The following is an 18,891-nucleotide window of genomic DNA, read 5'->3' as shown; positions in this document are numbered from 1 at the left end:
CGTCCAGGCGGCCAGGCGGCCAGGCGGCCAGGCGGCCAGGCGGCCAGGCGGCCAGGCGGCCAGGCGGCCAGGCGGCCAGGCGGCCAGGCGGCCAGGCGGCCAGGCGAACGATCCCGGCATCCACAAGGTTTCGGCGGCAGGGCGGCAGTTCCGGATCGCCGGGGCCGGCGGGGCCGTCCCACGGCCGGCCCCCGGGGACCGACCGGCCGGAACCGGCCGCATCCGACCGGGGCGGACGGGTCCCCGTCCGCCCCCGGGCCGGTCAGCGAGGCGTGCCCGGCCCCCTCCGGCCGCCCGGCGCCCCCGCGCCGCCGGCGGCACCACCCTCGCCGCCCTGATCGCCTTCGCCGCCCTCATCGGCGTCCTCAAGGTCGTCGAGATCGTCGACCACCTCGATGTCGTCGTCGACCACTTCGATGTCGTCGTCCGAGACGACGTCGAGCACCGCCCCGCCGCCCACGACGCCCAGCACCGCGTCGTCCAGCCCGTCGTCGAGGTCGTCCAGCTCCTCGTCGAACACGGCGCTGACGTCGAACCGGCAGATCACCCGCTGCGGGTCGGCCTGGTCGAAGGGGGCCGAGAGCCACTCCCCCGGCTCGGCGAGGTCGTCGAGGGCGGCCACCCACAGCGTGGAGTCACCTTCCTCCAGGCCGAACTCCTTGTGCCGGGAGGCGATTTCATCCGGTTCGTACTCGCCGAAGAGCACGCCCAGGGCCGCGTGCACGCTGCCGCCCACGATCCCCGCGCCGTTGCCGGGCCGGTGGGCGCCGGGTACCGGGTCGGGGACATCGGGGTCCAGGTCCGCGACCCGCTGGGCCTGGGCGAGCAGGCGTTGCGGCTCGGCCACCGCGTAGTCCCGGCGGATCAGCACGCTGAGCGCGCTGGGCTCGTCGGGACCGGCGTAGGCGGGCAGCGAGTCGTCACCCGGGATCTCGAAGGGGGTGACCTCGTCGTAGGCGTCGTACAGCAGCTCGTCGTACGCCTCGGCTGCCGCGGCCAGCTCGTTGAACGCGGCGTAGACGGCCGGGTCGTCTTCCCCCGACCGGCGTTCGACGGCGTCGAGGTGGCGGTCCAGAGCGGCTTTGACCGCCTCGGCGGCGGCCCGTACCTCGGCAGCGGTTGGCTGCGCAGCATCAGACATAGTGCAGACGCTATCCGTACCGAGGCTGTTCCCGCACAATAGATGCGATGCCGGAATACGAATTCTGTGATGTGTATGTGCCGCGAGGGGTGTCCCGGGGCGCTGCCACACGCCTGCTGACCGACCACGCCGAGTACGGACACTGGGAGTTGGACCGCCTGCGCCTCTTCCCCGACGGCAGCCGAAAAGTGCGGCTGCGCCGCCGGATCATCCGCCAGCTACGCGCCACCTGGTAGCGGACACCGGACCGTACGCCGGGTCGTACGGCGGCTCGCACAGCAGGTCGTACGCCGGGCGCGAACGACGGGAGCGGGCCCCGGTGTCCCGGAACCCGCTCCCTGGGGGCGGTGTGCGCCCGCCCGGCCGCGCCGCCCGGCTCCGCCGGATCAGCTCCGCCGTGCCGGGTCGACCACCTCGGCCCGCCGTGCCGGCTCGACCGCTTCGGCCCGCCGGATCAGCTCTGCTGACCGGCGCGCGCCCGGCGGTACAGGACGGCGCCGCCGAGCAGCAGGGCCGCGCTCGCGGCACCGGCCATGCCCAGCTCGCCCGCACCGGTGTGCGCGAGCTCGTCGTCCTTCTCCTCGACCGCCGCGGCGGCCGGCCGTGCCGGACGGTGCGCGTCCTTCACCACGGCCACCGGGACGACCGGCCCGGAGACGACGGGACCCGGGGTGACGTGCCCCGGCTTGTCGTGCGCCGAGTGCTCGGCCGGCGGGTTGTGGTGCCCGGCCGGCTTGTGCTCGTCACACGGCTTGTCCTTGTCCCCGTGCGGCTTGTCGGCCGGCGGGTGGTGGTGCGAGGGCTCGTGCGAGGACGGCTTGTCCGGGTGGTGCGGCCCGGTGTGGTCCGGGCCCTTGCCGTGGCCGTGGCCGTCGTTGACGCAGGTGTTGCCGAAGGTGGGGTTGCCGACGCCGACCACGTCCACGGTGTTGCCGCAGGCGTTGACCGGCACGTCCACCGGTGCCTGGACGACGTTCCCGGAGACGACGCCGGGCGAGCCGACGGCCGCGCCCTCCGCGGCGGCGCCACCGCCGTGGTGACCGCCGCCGTGCCCGTGGGTCCGGCCGTGGTCGCCGCCGTGCCCGTGGCCCTTGCCGTGCTCCTGCCCGTGGGAACCGTGGCCTCCGTGACCACCGTTGACACAGGTGTTGCCGGAGGCGGGGTTGAGCGCCCCGACGACGTTCACGGTGTTGCCGCAGACGTTCACCGGAACGTGCACCGGCACCTGAACGGTGTTCCCGGACGCGACGCCCGGGGAGTGCGCGGCGGCGCCCTGGGCGCCGGAGTCCGCGTACGCGTAGCCACCGGTCACGGCGAGCACACTGCCCGCTGCCGCGACGGTGAGCAGGCCCTTTTTGGCGACCTGTCGCATTGCTTTGCCCCTCTGCTACTACTGCTTGCCATGCGGAACGTGCGCGGGCCGGCTGCCCGCGCACGGTGTCCGGGTCGAAAGCCCGGCGGCCCCGGGGCGCATGGCGCGCGCTCCGGGGCCGCCCGGTTCTCCATCCCTCACCCGGTGAGGGGCAACGTCACTTGTTGACGCAGGTGTTGCCGTGCGTGGGGTTGAGCAGCCCGACGACGTTGACCGTGTTGCCGCACAGGTTGACCGGCACCGTGACCGGAACCTGGACGACGTTGCCCGAGACGACACCGGGGCTGTTGACCGCGGCGCCCTGCGCCCCGCCGGCCGCTGCTGCCAGACCCGCGCCCGTGAGCACGAGACCACCGGTGGCAGCCGCAGTGGCGACGACCTTCTTGAGCATGGTTCCTCCTTGTTGGAATGCGATCCCAGCCGCGGACCGCACCCCCTGTAACGACACGGGGGGAACCGGGCTACGTAACCTTGAGTCCGTTCACTCTTTCCAGTGAAAAAAGCGCCAACTCCGTACAATCTGACGCTCTTTCAGAAAGCGTGTCAGCACTCATCCAGGAACCGGTCGAGCACCCGCGCACCGAATGTCAGACCATCGACCGGCACCCGCTCGTCCACTCCGTGGAACATCCCGGCGAAGTCCAGCTCCGGCGGCAGCTTCAGGGGGGCGAACCCGAAGCCGCGGATGCCGAGGTCGTCGAAGGACTTGGCGTCGGTGCCGCCGGAGAGCATGTAGGGCACGGCCCGCGCGATCGGGTCCTCGGCCCGCAGCGCCGTCTGCATCGCCTGGACCAGGTCGCCGTCGAACCCGGTCTCCAGCGCCTTGTCCGCGTGCACGTCCTCGCGCTTGACCCGCGGCCCGAGGATCCGGTCGAGGTCGGCCAGGAACTCCTCCTCGTACCCGGGCAGGAACCGGCCGTCCACGTGCGCCGTGGCCTGCCCGGGGATCACATTGACCTTGTAGCCGGCGCCCAGCATCGTCGGGGCGGCCGTGTTCCGCAGCGTCGCACCGATGATCTTGGCGATGCCTCCCAGCTTGGCGAGGGTGGCCTCCATGTCCTCCGGGTCCAGCGGGGTGCCCAGCGCGTCCGACAGCTCGTCCAGGAAGGACCGCACCGTCTTCGTCACGCGCACCGGGAACTGGTGCCGCCCCAGCCGGCCGACCGCCTCGCAGAGCTCGGTGATCGCGTTGTCCGTGTTGGTCATGGACCCGTGGCCGGCCGTGCCCTCCACGGTGAGCCGCATCCAGTGCATGCCCTTCTGGGCCGTCTCGACCAGGTAGAGCCGCAGGTTCTCGTTGACGGTGAACGAGAACCCGCCGACCTCGCTGATCGCCTCGGTGACGCCCTCGAAGAGGCCGGGATGCTTGTCCACCAGGTAGCGGGCGCCGTACGTACCGCCCGCCTCCTCGTCCGCGAGGAACGCCAGCACCACGTCGCGCGGCGGCTTGCGCCCGGTCCGCATCCGGTCGCGGACGACCGCGAGGGTCATCGCGTCCATGTCCTTCATGTCGACCGCGCCGCGCCCCCACAGGCACCCGTCGGCGATCTCGCCCGCGAACGGGTGGTGGGTCCAGTCGGCGGCGTCCGCCGGGACGACGTCCGTGTGGCCGTGGATCAGCAGCGCCGGCCGCGAGGGGTCCTCCCCCTCTATCCGCGCCACCGTCGAGGCCCGGCCGGGGTGCGACTCGAAGATCTGCGGCTCCAGCCCTACCTCGGCGAGCTTCTCCGCCACGTACTCGGCGGCGGCACGCTCGCCGGGCCCGGAGTGGTCGCCGTAGTTGCTGGTGTCGATCCGGATCAGGTCGCGGCAGATGTCCACGACCTCGCTCTCGGCGCCCGTCCTGTGTTCCGCGCTCACGCTGCCTCCTCGTGGTTCGCCCCCGGGAGCCCTCTCGCACGGACCCCCGGCCTGGGCCCACCGCCATCCTGCACCCGCCGCCGCCCCAGCCCAAGGCCGCAATGCCGCCGACACACTCCCGCAAGAACCCGCTGGTCGCGGCCGTACACCGACCCCACAACCGAGTGATCGAGCACCGCTCGAAACCTGGTATTGTTTTCCATGTCGCCGCGGGGAACACCCCGAGGAAACGACACCTGGTCCGGGTGGCGGAATGGCAGACGCGCTAGCTTGAGGTGCTAGTGCCCTTTATCGGGCGTGGGGGTTCAAGTCCCCCCTCGGACACTCTCGGGAAACCCCAGCCAAGCTGGGGTTTTTCTGTTTCTGCGCCTGGGGTCCGATCGAGCACGCGGTCACCACTCGTCCGTCCCGCCCCGAGCGTCCCGACCCCGGCCGGTCGGAGTGCCGAGGGCCGACGCGGTTGCTCGCGGGCGCGCGAGGCGACGCCGGGCCGACGGGCTGTCGGCGGGCGGGAGCCCCCGCGTCGTGGTCGAGGGGCGCCAGGCCCCGCCGCTCTCGGTCCAGTGGGCACAGGGACGGGCGGTGTGGGCGGCTCCTGTGCCTGGTCGTCCTGATCGGTCACCGCGTCATCTCGGCAGGGGGGCCGGGGCACCTGGGGGCGGGGAGAGGGCTCGTTGCCGAAGCTCGTTGCCGAAAGCTCGTTCGTTCAGTGCGTACGGCTCGCGGTACGGAGCGACCGGCAGGCGCGGCGGAGAAGGAAGGGGACCGCGATGTGGTGCACCGGCCGGGCCGCGCTCCACAGCGGGGCCGCGCCGCGTCCCTTGAAGCGTACGGCCGTGGCCCACACCACGCGCCCGTCCTCGACGAGCACCACGTTGTACGTGGCGAACCGGCCCGAGTGGCCGTCCAGGGTCACCGAGTCGGGGGTGGACCGGGCGATGCGCCAGCCCAGGACGTGCCCGGCGGATCCCGCGGCCGGGCCCATGCGCAGGCCGAGGGCCAGGGTCCACCCCATGCGCAGCACGGCTCGCAGCGGGGCGGGCGCACCCTCGAACACGGCCCGCGCCCACTGCTCGGGCGTCCGGGCGCGGGGGTCGTCGACCGGTATCGCGAAGGCGGACGCGTAGTCCGACCCGGCGAACTCCGCGCGGTCGGCCAGGGTTTGCGGAACGGGGATCCGACGCGCGTGCGGAACGGTCATGGTGCGAACCCCTTCGGCCGAGGGACCGGGACGGGACAGCAGCGTAACCGATCGGTCACCAAGGGGCCCAGGGGTCACGGGAGTTACGGCCCCCCACGTCCCCACGTCCCCCACGCCCCCCAGGCCGCCCGCTCCCGGGCGCGCGGTCCCAGGCGGCCGAGAGCGGGTGGTCAGTCCCGGGTGGCCGGGAACGGGTGGCCAGTCCCGGGCGGCCAGTCCCGGGAGCCCTCGCCGGCGGCCACTCCCGAGAGCCCGCGGAACGGCCGGGCGGCGGCGCGGTGTACGAGCCTCTCGCCGCCCGCCCGCCCGAGCCGCCGCCCGCACGCCGCGCCGCCCGGAGCTCAGCGCCACCCGGGGCTCAGCGCCGCCCGGGGCTCCGCGCCGCCCGGAGCTCGGCGCCACCCGGGGCTCAGCGCTGTCCGGCGGCTCCCTCCGGGGCCGGTCCGGCGTGCGCCGCGGGTCCGGTGCCTTCCGCGCTCTCGGCCGCCTTCTCCAGTTGGAACGCCTCGTTCCCGAGCCCGATGCGGGCGTGCACCTCGGGCCGTACGGACTTCAGGACGGCGCCCAGCACCAGCCCGGCGATCAGCGCCACCAGCACGATGCCGGGGAGCAGCCAGCGCAGCGGCGAGTCCGGGCCGGAGCCGACCAGCGCGTCGAAGTCCCGGACGGTGATCACGGCGATGACGGTCAGGGCCACCCCGGCGACGCCGGAGGCGACGAGGCGCCAGGCCTGGGCGCGGGCGGCGCCGCGCCGGACGAAGAAGACGATGACGCCGGCGGAGGCGGCGATCATCAGCACGGTGACGCCGAGGGCGCAGACGTTGCCCAGCCAGTTGGACAGCCGCAGGACGGGCGCGGTCGGGTCGCCGGTGGGCTTGTCGTCGGTGGCGGCGAAGACGATGACGACGAACAGCGCGACGGCGCTCTGCAGCAGCGAGCCGTGGGCGGGCGCGCCGCTGGTGCGGGAGGTGCGGCCGACGGCGGCGGGCAGCAGTCCCTCGCGGCCCATGGCGAAGGCGTACCGGGCGACGACGTTGTGGAAGCTGAGCATCGCGGCGAACATGCCGGTCACGTAGAAGAGGTGCATGACGTCGGTGAACCCGGAGCCGAGCCGGTCCTCGGTGAGCCCGAAGAGGAGGTTGGGGCCCTCGGTGAGGGAGAGTTCGTGGATCTTCGAGGGTCCGGCGGCGACGGTCAGCGCCCAGGCGCTGACCGCGAAGAAGACGGCGATGAACCCGACGGCGAGGTAGGTGACCCGGGCGACGACGACCTGCGGACGGCTGGTCTCCTCCGAGTAGACGGCGGCCTGTTCGAAGCCGACGAAGGAGGCGATGGTGCCGCAGAAGGCGGTGCCGAGTCCCGCGCCGGAGAGGGTGTCGGGGTGGAAGGCGCGCAGTGAGACGCCCTCGGGGCCGGGCGAGCCGAGGCCTGCGACGTCGAAGACGAGGACCATGACGACCTCGATCAGCAGCAGGACGCCGAGCACCTTCACATTCAGGTCGATCTTCAGCCAGCCGAGGACGCCGACGACCACGACGGCGATGAGGGCGGGTATCCACCAGGCGACGGTCATGTCCAGGTGCCGCTGGAGCAGGTTGGACAGTTCGAAGCCGAAGAGGCCGTAGATGCAGCACTGCATGGCGCTGTACGAGACCAGGGCCACGATGGAGGAGGCGGCGCCTGCCGTGCCGCCGAGGCCGCGGGCGATGTACGCGGTGAAGGCGCCCGCGTTGTGCACGTGGCGGCTCATCTCGGCGTAGCCGAAGCTGAAGAGCAGCAGGATCAGCCCGAGGATGACGTACAGCAGGGGCGAGCCGACGACGCCCAGCACGCCGAAGGTGACGGGCATGCCGCCGGTGGTCACCATCAGCGGCGCGCTGGCGGCGACGACGGACATCAGGAGGCCGGCCAGGCCGATGCGGTCGGCGCGCAGGCTCCTTTCCTGGCCCTTGAAGGTGCGGATCTCGGCTGGTGCCGTCTTTCCTGGAGTCGTCCTGCCGGTTGGCATGCGGGTGCCGTCCTCACTCGGGTGGGTTTGCGGGGGGGGAATGTGCTGCGTCACCGGGAGCCGAGGGCGGCGCGGCGGGCGGCGCGGTAGGCGGCCTTGGGGTCGCGGTCGGGGTAGGCCCAGGGTTCGCGGGTGACGTGCGGGCCGATCCGGATGAGGAGCGCCGCCGCCTCGGCCAGCCGGCCCTCGTGGAGCTTGGCGTGGGCGAGGAAGTTCAGGTCGACCTTGTGCCGGGGGTGCGGCGGGGCGGCCGGCTTCCGGGCGGCGCGCGGGTCCCCTTGGGCTCCGGCCGGCTCGGGCGCGTCGTCCGTGTCGTTGACGTCCCATTCCAGCCACCAGTCGAAGGCGGCCTTGAGCACCTGGCGGGCCCGGCGGCCGGTCCAGTGCCCGGACGCGGCCGGGTCGCGCGGGAGGGTGCCGGCGCGGGCCAGGGCGCGGAACCGTTCGGCGTGCGCGACGACGGGGAGCAGGGCCAGCGGGGAGTCGGCGGGGGCCTGCTCGGCGGCCCAGGCGGCGAAGTCGTACACCTCGTGCAGCGGGTCGTCGTGGTCGGCCTTGTGTCCGGCCAGGCAGGCGGCCATGAGGTGGTGGGCGTGGTGGTGCTCGGGGTGCCGGGCGCGGACCTGGCCGAAGCAGCGGGCGGGCTCGTCGTCGGTGACGCCGGCGTGGGCCAGGAGGAGCAGGCCCAGCCAGGGGGTGGGGTCGCGGGGTGCCATCCGGGCGGCGGCCCGGCAGAGGTTCCGGGCGTTCCCGGCGTCGCTCTTACGGCGTACGGCGCGGTGGACGGCGGCGCAGGCGAGCAGGGCGGTGGCGTCGGCGCTGTCGGGCTCGGCGAGCAGCCACTCGCGTCCCCAGGCGGTGCTGGTGGACACCTCGGCGAGGACGGTGAGGCGGTGGCCGCGCAGGTCCCAGTCGTCGCCGGTGTCGGCGAGGAGCCGGCGGGTCTCGGCCCACCGCCCGCGGGCCAGATCGTCACGGACGGTGACCAGCTCGGTGTCGTCGAGTGCGGAGTCGAAGGTCGGCCCGCCCCCCAGCCGAGCGCGGCCCAAGGGGGGTGGAGGGGTCATCGTCGAGCGTCCTCCGCGGAAGTGCGTCCCTGCGGGGGCCCGGACCCGGGTGCCCGCTGACCGGCAATCTTGATCACGCACAGCAAAGCGCTAGTCACAGCTCTGCGTCAAGGCCGATGGAGTCCCCTCCGTACCGGTCTGGATGAACGTCCGAAAGCGGGGTACTCGGACGGCGTACCGTCCGTGCGGCGACTATCGTCTACCGGGTCAATTGGCTGTTGACCGGCAGGTCTTGAGGTGCGCGACGTATGGTCTTCGCCTTCGCGCTGAGCGCGGCTTTCTGCCTCGGTGTCGGGTTCGTCCTCCAGCAGAACGCGGCACAGCGGGCCCCCATGAGCGATTTCCTCTCCTTCCGGCTGCTGCTGGACCTGGTGAGGATGCCGCGCTGGCTGGCGGGGATCGGTTTCATGGTGTGCGGCATGGCGCTCGGCGCCGTGGCGCTGGGCGGCGGCGAGGTGTCCCTGGTCGAGCCGCTGCTGGCGACGAACCTGCTGTTCGCCATGGCCCTCTCCCGGCTGCAGACCGGGCAGTCGCTCGGCTGGACGGGCTGGGGCGGCCTCTGGCTGCTGGCCGGCGGGGTCACCGCCTTCATCGTCGCCGGCCGCCCGCACGGCGGCGAGTCCGTGACCGACCCGCTGCGGCACTGGCTGATCGTCGGCCTGGTGGTCGGCTGCGCGTTGGTCCTCGCGGCCGTCTCCAAGCGGCTCCGGATGAGCGCCGAGGCCGCGACCCTCGCCGTGGCCGCCGGCCTGCTGTACGGGCTCCAGGACGCCCTCACCCGGGTCAGCGGCGAGCGTTTCCGCGACGGCGGCTGGTCGGCCCTGGTGATCAGTTGGCAGCCGTACGTGGTGCTGGCCCTGGGCGTCACCGGCCTGGTGCTGGTGCAGAGCGCCTTCGAGACCGCGCCCCTGCGGATGTCCCTGCCGGCCCTCACCGCGGCCCAGCCGCTGGCCGGCATCGCCTGCGGGGTGGGCTTCCTCGGCGACCGGCTGCGGACCTCGCCCGGGGCGCTGGCCTGGGAGGCGGCCGGCCTCGTCGCGATCGTCGTCGGCATCGTCCTGATCGGCCGGCATCCGGCGATGCCGCCCGGCGCGACGGCACCGGAACTGCGGGACCTCCAGCCGCGCTGACGCCCGCTCCCGCTTGAATGGGCCCATGACGGATTCCACCGGTCACTCCCAGGCCCTGTCGGCGGACGAGATCCTGGACGTCGTCGACGAACACGACCACGTGGTGGGCCAGGCCCCCCGGGGCGAGGTTTACGCCCGGCGCCTCCTCCACCGCTGCACGTTCGTCCAGGTGCGCGACGCGGCCGGCCGCCTCTTCGTGCACCGCCGCACGCCCCGGAAGCTGGTCTTCCCCTCGCACTACGACCCGTTCGTCGGCGGCGTCCTCGGCACCGGCGAGACCTACGACGCGGCGGCCCTGCGGGAGGCGGAGGAGGAGCTGGGCGTCACCGGCCTCCCCGCGCCGACGCCGCTCTTCCGCTTCCTGTACCGGTCGGAGGAGTACGGGGGGTGGTGGTCGGCCGTCTACGAGGTGCGCTGCGACCTGCCGGTCCGGCCGCAGGCGGAGGAGGTGGACTGGTACGGGTTCCTCCCCGAGGAGGAGGTGGAACGGCGGCTGCCGGAGTGGCCGTGCGTACCGGACGGGATGGAGGCGTGGCGGAGGTTGCGGGAGTGGCGGGGGCGGTGAGGCGCTCGCCTTCCTCACGGCACGCGCGGCTCGGCGATCCGCCGCGCCGCGCCCGGTCGTGGACGACCGGCGGGGGCTCGGCCCGGTCCTGCCGCCCGGCCGTCCGCCTCCGCCACGGGTCGGGCGAGTGGGACATGGTCGCGCGCACCGACGGCTACGCGAGCCGCCCCCTCGGTGCGCATTCCGGCCGGACCGCCTGAGGTCAGGCGGGCGGCGTGTCGGCGAGCGCGGGCCCCTCGACGTCGCGGGGTGTCCGGGTGCGGTAGGAGTGGCCGAGTTCCGGGCCGAGTCCGAAGTAGTGGCGGAAGTTGTAGATGAGGGGGCTCCAGGCGGCGGGGTCGATGTGGTCGGTGCCCGGCACGACGATGCGGGAGTCGGCGTGCACCTTGCGCACGACGGCCTCGACGACGAACTCCCCCGAGACGTCCGGCCGCACCCGCTCGGCACGGGCCTCCAGTTGGATCGGGCATCCGGCCACGCGAGGCGGCCGGACCAGATGGGAGGGCTCACCGGTCAGGCCCGCGGCGGCGAACTTGTCCGGCTCGAAGCGGCAGCCCTCGGGCTTGCCGGCGGGCACCGGACTCCGGCCGGTCAGCGACGCCAGCCGCTCCACGGCCGGCCACCGGTCGGGGGCCGGCAGACTGATGACGAGGTCGGGGCGGCTGCCGAGGTTGTACGCGGTCTGCCCCTCACGGCCCAGTCCCATCACCACCGTCTTCCCGAGGGCCCACGCGGACGACATCGGGGCGAGGTTGAACGAGCCGTCCTGGTTCTCCGTCGACAGGAGCACCACGGGCGTCCCGAAATACAGGATGCTCGGCTCGATCTCCAGATGGGCGGCGGCTGTCGGGGCGGGCAGGGTGCTGGTGGGTGCCGTGTTCATGGCGAGGAGCCTAGGATCCGGTTCTTTCGGCCGGGGCCGAAGTGTCGGAGGGAAACAACGGGCCGCATGGACACGCAACGCGCCCCGTCAGCCGGCCCTGGTCTGGCCACGTGGCGAAGCTTCTGGCCGATGGCACGCGGCGGGCTTTTGCCTCGCCCTCCTCGACGGCCGGGCGTGGACGGCGACCGAGCCGGCGCGTCACGTGGAGGTGGCGCCCTCGACCGCGACCGAGCACCTGCACGCGCTCGTCGGCGGGCACCTGCGGGTCGAGGAACGGCAGGGCCGCCACCGCCATGTGCGGCCGGCCGGTCCGCACATAGCCGAGCTCCTTGAGAGCCTCGCCGCGCCGGCACCCGAGCACCCCCGGGCACTCCGCTCCCTGTCGGCGGCCGGCCGCCGACAGACCCTCGCCCACTCCCGCACCTGGTACGACCACCTCGCCGGGACCGACGGGGTGGCCATCACCGACGCGATGCTCGAACGAGGGCTATCGGACCGGGATCACGGGCTCCGGCTCACCGGCACCGGAGCGGCCTGACATGCGCTGCGAACTCGTGCAGGACGGCAGTGCCGTTGTCATGCGCAAGCCCGGTAGCGATCGCTGGACCGTCGTACCGATCAGGTGGCTCACCAGTGATGCCGTGGACGTGATCAAGGCACAGGCCGGAATCAGCCTCGTATGAGTCCCGCTCCGCGTCGGCCCGCAGCGGCTCCGCGTAGCAGCTTGAGGGCATGTCCATCATGACAGGTCCCAGGCGTGTTTCGTAGGACGGAACGCACAGTTCGCGTACCTTGTCCGGCCTGCTCGCCGGCTCCCAGAATCTCCCTCGTGAACCAGCCGGAGACAGGGGGAACATGGCGGAGACCGATCACGACGCGGTGTTGCGGGCGCGCGTGCTGCTGCTGCGCTCCGGGCGGCCGAGCCTGCCCGAACAGGTCGGTGCGTACCGGGTCCTGGCGGAGGCGAGCCCGAAGGCGTACGCCCCTAAGCTGGTCGACGCGCTCCTCGGGATGAGTTACGAGAGCCGGGACCCGGAGGCGCGTGTGGCGCTGGCCGCCGAGGCGGTCGAGGCGGGCCGGCGGATCGAGGCCGCGGCGCCGAACCGGACGGAGCGGCTGTGCAGGGCGCTGGACGCCTACCAGTCGGCCCTGTTCGCCGTCGGGCGCCGGGCGGAGGGGCGTGCGGCCTGCGCGGAGCTGGCCGAGGCCGGAAGCACCGGGCGGCTGGCGATCCTCCTGGCCGAGGAGGGCCGCTTCGCGGAGGCGGCGGAGCTCAACGAATGGGAAGCCCGGAACGGCCTGCCGGAACACCGCTTCTGGAACCTGGTCGAGTGGGCGGCGAATCTGGAGGGCGCCGGTCTGCACGACGCGGCAGCGGCCGTCTTCCGCGAGCTTCTCGACGAGTCCCGGCGCCGGGCCGCCGGTCAGCGCGAAGCACTGGCCATCCTCACCTGGGAGCTGGTGCACTTCTCCCGGATGCGGGAGGCCACCGGGCACGCGGCGGACGCCGCGGCGGTCCGGCGCGAGGCCCTGAGGGTCCTGGAAGAGCTGGCGACGACGGGCGAACCGCGGAATTGGAGCTGCATCCTCGCGTGGTGGGTGACCCTGTTCGCCCTGTCGGGGCGGGCCGACGAACCACCCGCGAGCGTCGAGTCCCCGATGCCGGCGTTCGGCACCGGCCTTTACCACTCGCACGACAGGTGGAACGCCTTTCTCGGCACCCTGCCGGAACTCGAAGCGGAGGCGGCGGACCTCCGCGAGGCCGGTCGGCTGCCCGAACTGGTCGACGTCCAGCGGAGGATCAGCATCCGTGCGGCCCTCCGCGAAGGCGACCACCACCACCGGTTCGAGGAGCGTCTCACGCCGTACTTCGACGAAGGCGTGGCGCTCGCCCGTCGCCTCCCCGACGACCCCGCACGCCTCGCCCGGGCTTTGACGGACCGCTCGATGTTCCTCGTCGCCGCACGGTCCTTCGAGGCCGCGTTCCCCGACTTCGCCGAGGCCGTCGCCCTGCTCGACAAGCCGCCGGGCGAGGTGTGCGGCGCCGTCGAGCGGGCATCACGACGACGGCGACAATCGAACACAACGTCAACCGTTACGGTGCCACGCTTCCGGTTCCGCTGATCGGCACCCGCTCCCGCCTCTGACACCCGAACCGCCACGCTTCGGGGTGTGTTCTCTGGGAGTCCGCCCTGCACATCGTCACCGGCAGCCCTCACGTGATGCGGGCACAGCTCCTGCACTTGATCGAGCGTTCTCATGAGACGCATATCGATGTGAGGATTCTGCGCTTCGCGGACAGTGCCGGGTTGCCCATAGCGGCAATGGCGGCCAATGCCTCCAGGTCCCCGCCGAGAAGCTCCCCGGCCTCATGCCGGTCCGCGACTCGAAGCGTCCGGACCGGACCACCCTGGCATTCCCCGACGCGGCCTGGAGCCGCTTCGTGGCCGCCCTCGCCGAGCCGGGCGGCCCCCTGTCCCCCTGACGGAGCCTGGGGACGGGGGCCCGCCCCCGCGAGAAACGGTGAAAGGGCGGGACCGGGGCGAACCCCCTACGGCACAAGAATGAGCTTGCCGCGTGTGTGGCCCTCCGCGCTGCGCCGCTGCGCCTCCGCGGCCTGTTCCAGCGGGTATACGCCGGCCACCTCGACGCACAGTCGTCCCCGCTCCGCCAGGTGCCCGAGGGCCGCCAGGTCCGCCGCGTCGGGGCGGACCCAGAGGAGGCGGCCGCCCAGGTCGGTGACGGCGGGGTCGGCGATGGAGACGAGGCGGGCGCCGGGGACGGTGATGAGGGAGGACGTCTTGATGACTCCGCCGCCGACGAAGTCGAGGACGACGGAGGCGCCCTCGGGGGCGAGTGCCCGGAAGCGGTCGACGAGGCCGTCGCCGTAGGCGACCGGTTCGGCGCCGAGGGAGCGCAGGTAAGGGTGGTTGCCCTCGCTCGCCGTGCCGATCACGCGGGCGCCGATGTTGCGGGCCAACTGGACGGCGAGGGAGCCGACGCCGCCCGCCGCCGCGTGGACGAGGACGGTGTCGTCGGGGCCGACGCGGGCGGCGCGCAGCGCCTGGTAGGCGGTGAGGCCGGCCAGCGGCAGCCCCGCCGCCTGTTCGAACGAGACGTTGGCGGGCTTGCGGGCGAGGGTCCGGACGGGGGCGGCGACGAATTCGGCGTAGGTGCCGCGGGAGAGGAAGTCCTCCCGGACGTAGCCCATGACCTCGTCGCCGACCTTGAACTCGGGCGTGTCCGCGCCGAGCCGGACCACGATCCCGGACACGTCCCAGCCGGGGACGACCGGGAAGACCGCGTCGAGCTGACCGTCGAGGTAGCCGGCCTGGGCCTTCCAGTCGACCGGGTTGACTGCCGCCGCCCTGACCCCGATGAGCACGGAGTCCGGGCCGATCTTGGGCTCGGGGACCTCGCCGTACTCCAGGACCTCGGGTCCGCCGTAGGCGCGGTAGCTGACAGCCTTCATGGTGATGCTCCTCGGGTCCTCGGGTCCTCGGGTCGTCAAGTCGTCCGACTCGGTGTTCAGCGCGTGGCGCCTGCCGTCTCAGCGTCCGTCGCCGGGGCGGAGCCCGCCACCGCAGTGGACCGCAGGGTGTGAATGGTCCGCAGTCCGAGGGCGGCGACCAGCGACACCAGCAGGAACGCGACGGCGGCGATCACGAAGGTCAGGGTGAACTGGCTCTCGGCGGGCAGCTTGGGCAGGCCCGGCGGCAGGTGCTCGACGCTCTTGGAGGCGAGCACGGTGGTGACCATGGCGCTGCCGATGGCGCTGCCGGTGGAGCGGGAGATGGAGTTGATGCCGTTGGCGATGCCGGTCTGGCGGGGCGGCACGCTGCCGACGATCACGGCGGGCATGGCGGCGTAGCCGAAGCTGATGCCGGCGCCGACCAGCATTCCGCCGGCGATCACGGAGAACGCGTGGTCGTGGTCGAGGGCGAGCCAGCCGAAGCCGAGGAGGCCGGCGAGGGAGGCCAGGTAGAGCACCCGGCGGGGGCCGTGCTGCCGCACGAGCTTGCCGCCGATGGGCGCGGCGAGCAGCGAGACCAGGGTGCCGGGCAGCAGGAACTCGACGGAGGCCCGCAGGATGCTGGCGTCGAAGCCGTAGCCGGTGAGCTTGGACGGCATCTGGACGAGGTACGAGACGCCGATGAAGAGGGCGAACGAGCCGAAGCCGACGAGCAGCCCGGCGAGGTTGGCGAAGAGGACCGGCCAGTGGGCGAACATCCGCATGTCGACCAGCGGCTCCTTGACCTTCCGCTCGACGAGCGTCCACACGGCGGCCATGATCACCGCGCCGGCGAAGCAGCCGAGGGTGCGGGCCGAGGACCAGCCCCACTCGTGTCCCTGCGAGACGGGCAGCAGGAGCAGGACGAGGGTGGCCGCCAGGGTGAGGGCGCCGAGGACGTCCGTCCGGCCGCCGGTGGTCTCCCGGGTGGCGGGGACGAGCGTGACGACGGCGATCAGGGCCAGCGCGGCGAGGCCGGTGGCCAGCCAGAAGGCGCTGCGGTAGTCGGGGTGGTCACCGGAGGTGAGCAGGCCGACGGCGACCAAGGCGAGGCCGCTGCCGAACGCCAGGGTGCCGCTGACCAGGGCCATCGCACCGGGCAGCCGGGCCGGGCGGATCTCCTCGCGGAGCACGGACAGGGCGAGCGGGAAGATCGCGGTGGCGGCGCCCTGGAGCACCCGGCCGACGATCAGCCAGAGCAGCGAGTGGGTGGTGGCGGCCAGCACGGACCCGGCCACCATGACGACGAGGACGCCGACGAGGGTCTGCTTCTTGCCGTGCTGGTCGCCGAAGCGGCCGAGCAGCGGGGTGAAGACGGCGGCGGAGAGCAGGGTGGCGGTGGTGACCCAGCTCACGTTGGCGGGGGTCGTCTCCAGGTCGCTCTGGATCAGGCCGAGGATCGGCACCACCAGGGTCTGCATCATCGAGACCACCATGGCGGCGAGGCTCAGGGCGAAGACGATGACCGTCTCGCTCCGCTGCCGGGCCGGGGTGGCGGGCGCTGGTGTGGTCATGGCCGGTTCTTTCCTCCGCTTGCTCACGAAGCCGGCACTTCACGAAGCCGACGCTTCAGGAAAACCGATGCTTCACGACATGGATGCTTCACAACGTTGATGCTTGATGTCATCAAGCAACCGGGCAACGGTAGGGCCGGATACTTGAGGTCGTCAAGTTAATGGTTGAGAGTCTCAAGCGTTCAGTAGACTGCCGCCATGACCGCCCCGACCCCCCAGGCCCGCCCGACCTCGCCCGGCAAGTCCGAGCTCCTGGAACTCGTGGCGGCACTCGGCACCGCCCAGTGGCAGGACTTCTCGGCCTCCGCCGCCCGGCACGGCCTCACCGGCGTCCAGGCCAAGCTGCTCGCGCAGCTCAAGGGCCCGGTGCCGATGCGCGGCCTGGCCACCCTGCTGGTCTGCGACGCGTCCAACGTCACCGGCATCGTCGACCGGCTGGAGGCCCGCGGCCTGGTGCGCCGCGAGCCCGACCCCTCCGACCGCCGGGTGAAGAACGTGGTGGCCACCGACGAGGGCCGGGAGACCATCCGCCGGGTCAGGGAAGAGATGCGGGCCACCCACGACGCCCTCGACTCCCTCGACGACGGGGAGCGGGCCGTCCTGCACGGGCTGCTGGAGCGGCTGCGCACCGGGCTGGAGCGCCGGAACTGAGCGGGCGCCGGGGCTGAGCACGCGCAGGGGCCGAGCGAGCGCCGGGGCCGAGCACGCGCCGGGGCCCAGCGGGTCCGGAGCCGAGCGGGTCCGGGGCCCGGCCGATGCCGGCACTGAGCGGAGCCCGCTCTCCCCTCTCGTCCACTCCGTCCGTATTCTGACGGCCGGTCCGGTTCCGCGCACCCGGCGCGGGCCGGGCGCACCCCGAGGAGAGGCGCGCACGATGTCGAGCACCAGCACCCCCTTGACCGGCTCCCCCGGAGCCGGCGAACCGCCCGCGGGGCCGGAGGCCGTCCCCGCCCCCTACACCGTGCCGCTGGCGCCCGGGGTGAGCGCCTACGTCCAGCCCGACGGCGGCTGGTGCCTGAACAACGCGGGCTTCGTCACCGACGGCGGCCGCACCCTGCTGATCGACACCGCCCCGACCGTCCGCCGCGCGGAGCTGCTGCGCGACGCCGTCGCGGCGAGCGGCGCCCCGGCGCCCTCCCTCGTCGTCAACACCCACCACCACGGCGACCACACCTACGGCAACTGCGTCTTCGCCCCCGGCGCGACGATCGTCGGGCACGCCGGCTGCCGGGAGCAGACCCTGGCCGTCGGCCCGCAGTTGCACGCCATCTGGCCGTGGGTCGACTACGGCGACGTCCGGATCACCCCCGCCACCCTCACGTACACCGACGAACTCACCGTGCACATCGGTGACACCGAGGTGCGGCTGATCCACCCCGGTCCGGCGCACACCGTCGGCGACACCATCGTGTGGCTGCCGGAGCGGCGGATCGTGTTCACCGGCGACCTGGTCTTCAACGGCGGTACGCCGTTCATCCCGTTCGGTTCGCTCAGCGGCTCGCTCGCCGCCCTGGACGTGCTGCGGGAACTGGACGCGGAGACCGTCGTACCCGGCCACGGCCCGGTGACCGACCCCGGGGTGTACGACACCGTGGAGCGCTACTTCCGGTACGTCGAGGAGCTGGCGCGCGCCGGGCACGCGGCGGGGCTGCCCCCGCTGGAGGTGGCGCGCGAGGCCGACCTCGGCGAGTTCGCGGCGCTCCAGGAGAGCGAGCGGCTGGTCGGCAACCTGCACCGGGCCTACGCGGAGCTGGACGGACTGCCGCTGGGGGCACCGCTCGACCTGCCCGCTGTACTTGGGGACATGGCCGAGATGAACGGCGGCAAGCCGCTGTCCTGCCACGCGTAGGGGCACCGGACCGTCACGCCCGGGCGGCACCCCGGACCGTCACACGGCGGCGGGCGCGGCCGGGCCGCCGCCCGGAGCGCCCCGGCCACGACTCCCCCACGGCTCCCACGGCCTCCGGCCTACGGGCGCAGCGCCCGCAGCAGGAGGTCGGCGAGGTGGTCGCCGACCTCCCGGGGCGTCATCGGCCCGTCCGGGCGGTACCAGCTTCCGAGGTGGTGCAGGGAGCCGAAGTGGTAGTCCACCACCAGGTCGGCGGGGGTCGTCCGGCTGAAGACGCCCGTGCGCTGCCCCTCCTCGATGAGCGCCCTGAACCGCTCGTGGTAGCGCCGGCGTTCGGCCCGCACCCGGCGGTACTGCTCGGGGCCGAGCTGGTGCATGGACCGGAAGAAGATCTTCGTATCGTCCAGGTTCTCGATGGTGGTCACCGCGACGTCCGCCGCCGCGTCGCGCAGCCGCTGCTCCACCGGCGCGTCCCGGCCCGCCACGGCGTCCAGCCGCTCCTGCTGCTGGCGCAGCACCCGGGCGTAGATCTCATGGAGCAGGTCGTCCTTGGAGCCGAAGTAGTGGTACAGCGCGCCCTTGGTGACCCCGGCGGCCTCGACGATCTCCTGTACGGAGGTCCGGTCGTAGCCCTGGTCCGCGAACAGCCGGGTGGCGGCGGCCAGCAGCCGCTGCGGCACCGGCCTGCCGGCACATCCCGGCGTTCCGTACGTTCCCGTTCTCCCCGCCCTCTTCATCGTCCCCACCCCTTTGTCGACTGATGTCGCTGATGTGCCGTGCCGGCCGGCGC

At 73.1% G+C, this 18,891-nt stretch carries 17 protein-coding genes, 1 tRNA gene and 3 pseudogenes; 10 read left to right on the top strand and 11 right to left on the bottom strand.

Annotation, left to right across the window (positions count from 1 at the left end; all coding sequences use genetic code 11):
* Positions 1-262: 262 nt before the first annotated feature.
* Entirely contained in the window at positions 263-1,141 is an 879-nt protein-coding gene (locus ACZ6X9_RS16865) for a hypothetical protein (RefSeq protein ID WP_469778761.1), read from the bottom strand.
* A gap of 47 nt (positions 1,142-1,188) precedes the next feature.
* On the opposite strand from ACZ6X9_RS16865, the gene ACZ6X9_RS16860 reads away from it, so the two are divergent.
* Complete coding sequence (locus tag ACZ6X9_RS16860) at positions 1,189-1,377, top strand: DUF5703 family protein (RefSeq protein ID WP_469778760.1); 189 nt, start codon at positions 1,189-1,191, stop codon at positions 1,375-1,377.
* A gap of 218 nt (positions 1,378-1,595) precedes the next feature.
* On the opposite strand, the gene ACZ6X9_RS16855 is transcribed toward ACZ6X9_RS16860, so the two are convergent.
* From ACZ6X9_RS16855 to ACZ6X9_RS16845, 3 genes are all read right to left on the bottom strand, one after another.
* Positions 1,596-2,513: a chaplin gene (locus ACZ6X9_RS16855; protein WP_469778759.1), complete on the bottom strand. Its 918-nt coding sequence runs from the start codon at positions 2,511-2,513 to the stop codon at positions 1,596-1,598.
* A 157-nt stretch (positions 2,514-2,670) separates the two neighbouring features.
* Entirely contained in the window at positions 2,671-2,904 is a 234-nt protein-coding gene (locus tag ACZ6X9_RS16850; RefSeq protein ID WP_436779520.1) for a chaplin, read from the bottom strand.
* 152 nt (positions 2,905-3,056) lie between these two features.
* On the bottom strand, positions 3,057-4,373 hold the full coding sequence (locus ACZ6X9_RS16845) for a M20/M25/M40 family metallo-hydrolase (protein WP_436779519.1): 1,317 nt from the start codon (positions 4,371-4,373) through the stop codon (positions 3,057-3,059).
* A gap of 239 nt (positions 4,374-4,612) precedes the next feature.
* Here ACZ6X9_RS16845 and ACZ6X9_RS16840 point away from each other — a divergent pair.
* A tRNA-Leu gene (locus ACZ6X9_RS16840) sits at positions 4,613-4,697 on the top strand.
* A 382-nt stretch (positions 4,698-5,079) separates the two neighbouring features.
* Here ACZ6X9_RS16840 and ACZ6X9_RS16835 read toward each other — a convergent pair.
* The 3 genes from ACZ6X9_RS16835 to ACZ6X9_RS16825 form a co-directional block, all read right to left on the bottom strand.
* Positions 5,080-5,574, bottom strand: a complete 495-nt coding sequence (locus ACZ6X9_RS16835; RefSeq protein ID WP_469778758.1) for a DUF2867 domain-containing protein — start codon at positions 5,572-5,574, stop codon at positions 5,080-5,082.
* Between the two features lie 409 nt (positions 5,575-5,983).
* The gene (locus ACZ6X9_RS16830) at positions 5,984-7,582 is read right to left on the bottom strand and encodes an APC family permease (protein ID WP_469778757.1); all 1,599 of its coding nucleotides are present in this window, start codon (positions 7,580-7,582) and stop codon (positions 5,984-5,986) included.
* Positions 7,583-7,632: 50 nt separating this feature from the next.
* Positions 7,633-8,649 (bottom strand): hypothetical protein, encoded by a 1,017-nt coding sequence (locus ACZ6X9_RS16825; RefSeq protein WP_469778756.1) that lies wholly within the window; start codon positions 8,647-8,649, stop codon positions 7,633-7,635.
* Positions 8,650-8,897: 248 nt separating this feature from the next.
* Between ACZ6X9_RS16825 and ACZ6X9_RS16820 the strand changes: the two genes are divergently transcribed.
* Entirely contained in the window at positions 8,898-9,779 is an 882-nt protein-coding gene (locus ACZ6X9_RS16820) for a DMT family transporter (protein WP_469778755.1), read from the top strand.
* A 25-nt stretch (positions 9,780-9,804) separates the two neighbouring features.
* Positions 9,805-10,344 (top strand): NUDIX hydrolase, encoded by a 540-nt coding sequence (locus ACZ6X9_RS16815; RefSeq protein WP_469778754.1) that lies wholly within the window; start codon positions 9,805-9,807, stop codon positions 10,342-10,344.
* Positions 10,345-10,546: 202 nt separating this feature from the next.
* On the opposite strand, the gene ACZ6X9_RS16810 is transcribed toward ACZ6X9_RS16815, so the two are convergent.
* Positions 10,547-11,227 (bottom strand): flavin reductase family protein, encoded by a 681-nt coding sequence (locus tag ACZ6X9_RS16810; protein ID WP_469778753.1) that lies wholly within the window; start codon positions 11,225-11,227, stop codon positions 10,547-10,549.
* A gap of 66 nt (positions 11,228-11,293) precedes the next feature.
* Here ACZ6X9_RS16810 and ACZ6X9_RS16805 point away from each other — a divergent pair.
* From ACZ6X9_RS16805 to ACZ6X9_RS16790, 4 genes and pseudogenes are all read left to right on the top strand, one after another.
* Positions 11,294-11,759, top strand: a pseudogene (locus tag ACZ6X9_RS16805) (ArsR/SmtB family transcription factor); the annotation flags it as partial.
* A 323-nt stretch (positions 11,760-12,082) separates the two neighbouring features.
* Positions 12,083-13,351 carry a hypothetical protein gene (locus ACZ6X9_RS16800; RefSeq protein ID WP_469778752.1) on the top strand — a complete coding sequence of 423 codons (1,269 nt, stop codon included), beginning with the start codon at positions 12,083-12,085 and terminating at the stop codon, positions 13,349-13,351.
* Positions 13,352-13,410: 59 nt separating this feature from the next.
* Positions 13,411-13,518 (top strand): annotated as a pseudogene (locus ACZ6X9_RS16795) (Scr1 family TA system antitoxin-like transcriptional regulator); the annotation flags it as partial.
* Positions 13,519-13,553: 35 nt separating this feature from the next.
* Positions 13,554-13,712: pseudogene (locus tag ACZ6X9_RS16790) on the top strand (DUF397 domain-containing protein); the annotation flags it as partial.
* Between the two features lie 66 nt (positions 13,713-13,778).
* Here ACZ6X9_RS16790 and ACZ6X9_RS16785 read toward each other — a convergent pair.
* Positions 13,779-14,699 (bottom strand): NADP-dependent oxidoreductase, encoded by a 921-nt coding sequence (locus ACZ6X9_RS16785; RefSeq protein ID WP_469778751.1) that lies wholly within the window; start codon positions 14,697-14,699, stop codon positions 13,779-13,781.
* 56 nt (positions 14,700-14,755) lie between these two features.
* Positions 14,756-16,252, bottom strand: coding sequence for an MFS transporter (locus tag ACZ6X9_RS16780; RefSeq protein WP_469778750.1), 1,497 nt, complete (start codon positions 16,250-16,252; stop codon positions 14,756-14,758).
* A 198-nt stretch (positions 16,253-16,450) separates the two neighbouring features.
* Here ACZ6X9_RS16780 and ACZ6X9_RS16775 point away from each other — a divergent pair, with 198 nt between their 5' ends.
* Both ACZ6X9_RS16775 and ACZ6X9_RS16770 read left to right on the top strand, forming a co-directional pair.
* Complete coding sequence (locus tag ACZ6X9_RS16775) at positions 16,451-16,903, top strand: MarR family winged helix-turn-helix transcriptional regulator (RefSeq protein WP_469778749.1); 453 nt, start codon at positions 16,451-16,453, stop codon at positions 16,901-16,903.
* Positions 16,904-17,126: 223 nt separating this feature from the next.
* A complete protein-coding gene (locus tag ACZ6X9_RS16770; RefSeq protein WP_469778748.1) occupies positions 17,127-18,101 on the top strand; it encodes an MBL fold metallo-hydrolase in 975 nt (324 codons plus the stop codon).
* Between the two features lie 119 nt (positions 18,102-18,220).
* Here the strand turns inward: ACZ6X9_RS16770 and ACZ6X9_RS16765 are convergent, their stop codons facing one another.
* Entirely contained in the window at positions 18,221-18,838 is a 618-nt protein-coding gene (locus ACZ6X9_RS16765; protein ID WP_469778747.1) for a TetR/AcrR family transcriptional regulator, read from the bottom strand.
* Positions 18,839-18,891: the final 53 nt, after the last annotated feature.

The organism is Streptomyces sp. NPDC052910, from assembly GCF_055585605.1.
This window is presented reverse-complemented; position numbering and strand designations above follow the sequence as displayed.

Coding starts and splice junctions, on each gene's coding strand:
- ACZ6X9_RS16865 (WP_469778761.1), bottom strand. CDS start 1,141: ATGTCTGATGCTGCGCAGCCAACCGCTGCCGAGGTACGGGCCGCCGCC.
- ACZ6X9_RS16860 (WP_469778760.1), top strand. CDS start 1,189: ATGCCGGAATACGAATTCTGTGATGTGTATGTGCCGCGAGGGGTGTCC.
- ACZ6X9_RS16855 (WP_469778759.1), bottom strand. CDS start 2,513: ATGCGACAGGTCGCCAAAAAGGGCCTGCTCACCGTCGCGGCAGCGGGC.
- ACZ6X9_RS16850 (WP_436779520.1), bottom strand. CDS start 2,904: ATGCTCAAGAAGGTCGTCGCCACTGCGGCTGCCACCGGTGGTCTCGTG.
- ACZ6X9_RS16835 (WP_469778758.1), bottom strand. CDS start 5,574: ATGACCGTTCCGCACGCGCGTCGGATCCCCGTTCCGCAAACCCTGGCC.
- ACZ6X9_RS16830 (WP_469778757.1), bottom strand. CDS start 7,582: ATGCCAACCGGCAGGACGACTCCAGGAAAGACGGCACCAGCCGAGATC.
- ACZ6X9_RS16825 (WP_469778756.1), bottom strand. CDS start 8,649: ATGACCCCTCCACCCCCCTTGGGCCGCGCTCGGCTGGGGGGCGGGCCG.
- ACZ6X9_RS16820 (WP_469778755.1), top strand. CDS start 8,898: ATGGTCTTCGCCTTCGCGCTGAGCGCGGCTTTCTGCCTCGGTGTCGGG.
- ACZ6X9_RS16815 (WP_469778754.1), top strand. CDS start 9,805: ATGACGGATTCCACCGGTCACTCCCAGGCCCTGTCGGCGGACGAGATC.
- ACZ6X9_RS16810 (WP_469778753.1), bottom strand. CDS start 11,227: ATGAACACGGCACCCACCAGCACCCTGCCCGCCCCGACAGCCGCCGCC.
- ACZ6X9_RS16800 (WP_469778752.1), top strand. CDS start 12,083: ATGGCGGAGACCGATCACGACGCGGTGTTGCGGGCGCGCGTGCTGCTG.
- ACZ6X9_RS16785 (WP_469778751.1), bottom strand. CDS start 14,699: ATGAAGGCTGTCAGCTACCGCGCCTACGGCGGACCCGAGGTCCTGGAG.
- ACZ6X9_RS16780 (WP_469778750.1), bottom strand. CDS start 16,252: ATGACCACACCAGCGCCCGCCACCCCGGCCCGGCAGCGGAGCGAGACG.
- ACZ6X9_RS16775 (WP_469778749.1), top strand. CDS start 16,451: ATGACCGCCCCGACCCCCCAGGCCCGCCCGACCTCGCCCGGCAAGTCC.
- ACZ6X9_RS16770 (WP_469778748.1), top strand. CDS start 17,127: ATGTCGAGCACCAGCACCCCCTTGACCGGCTCCCCCGGAGCCGGCGAA.
- ACZ6X9_RS16765 (WP_469778747.1), bottom strand. CDS start 18,838: ATGAAGAGGGCGGGGAGAACGGGAACGTACGGAACGCCGGGATGTGCC.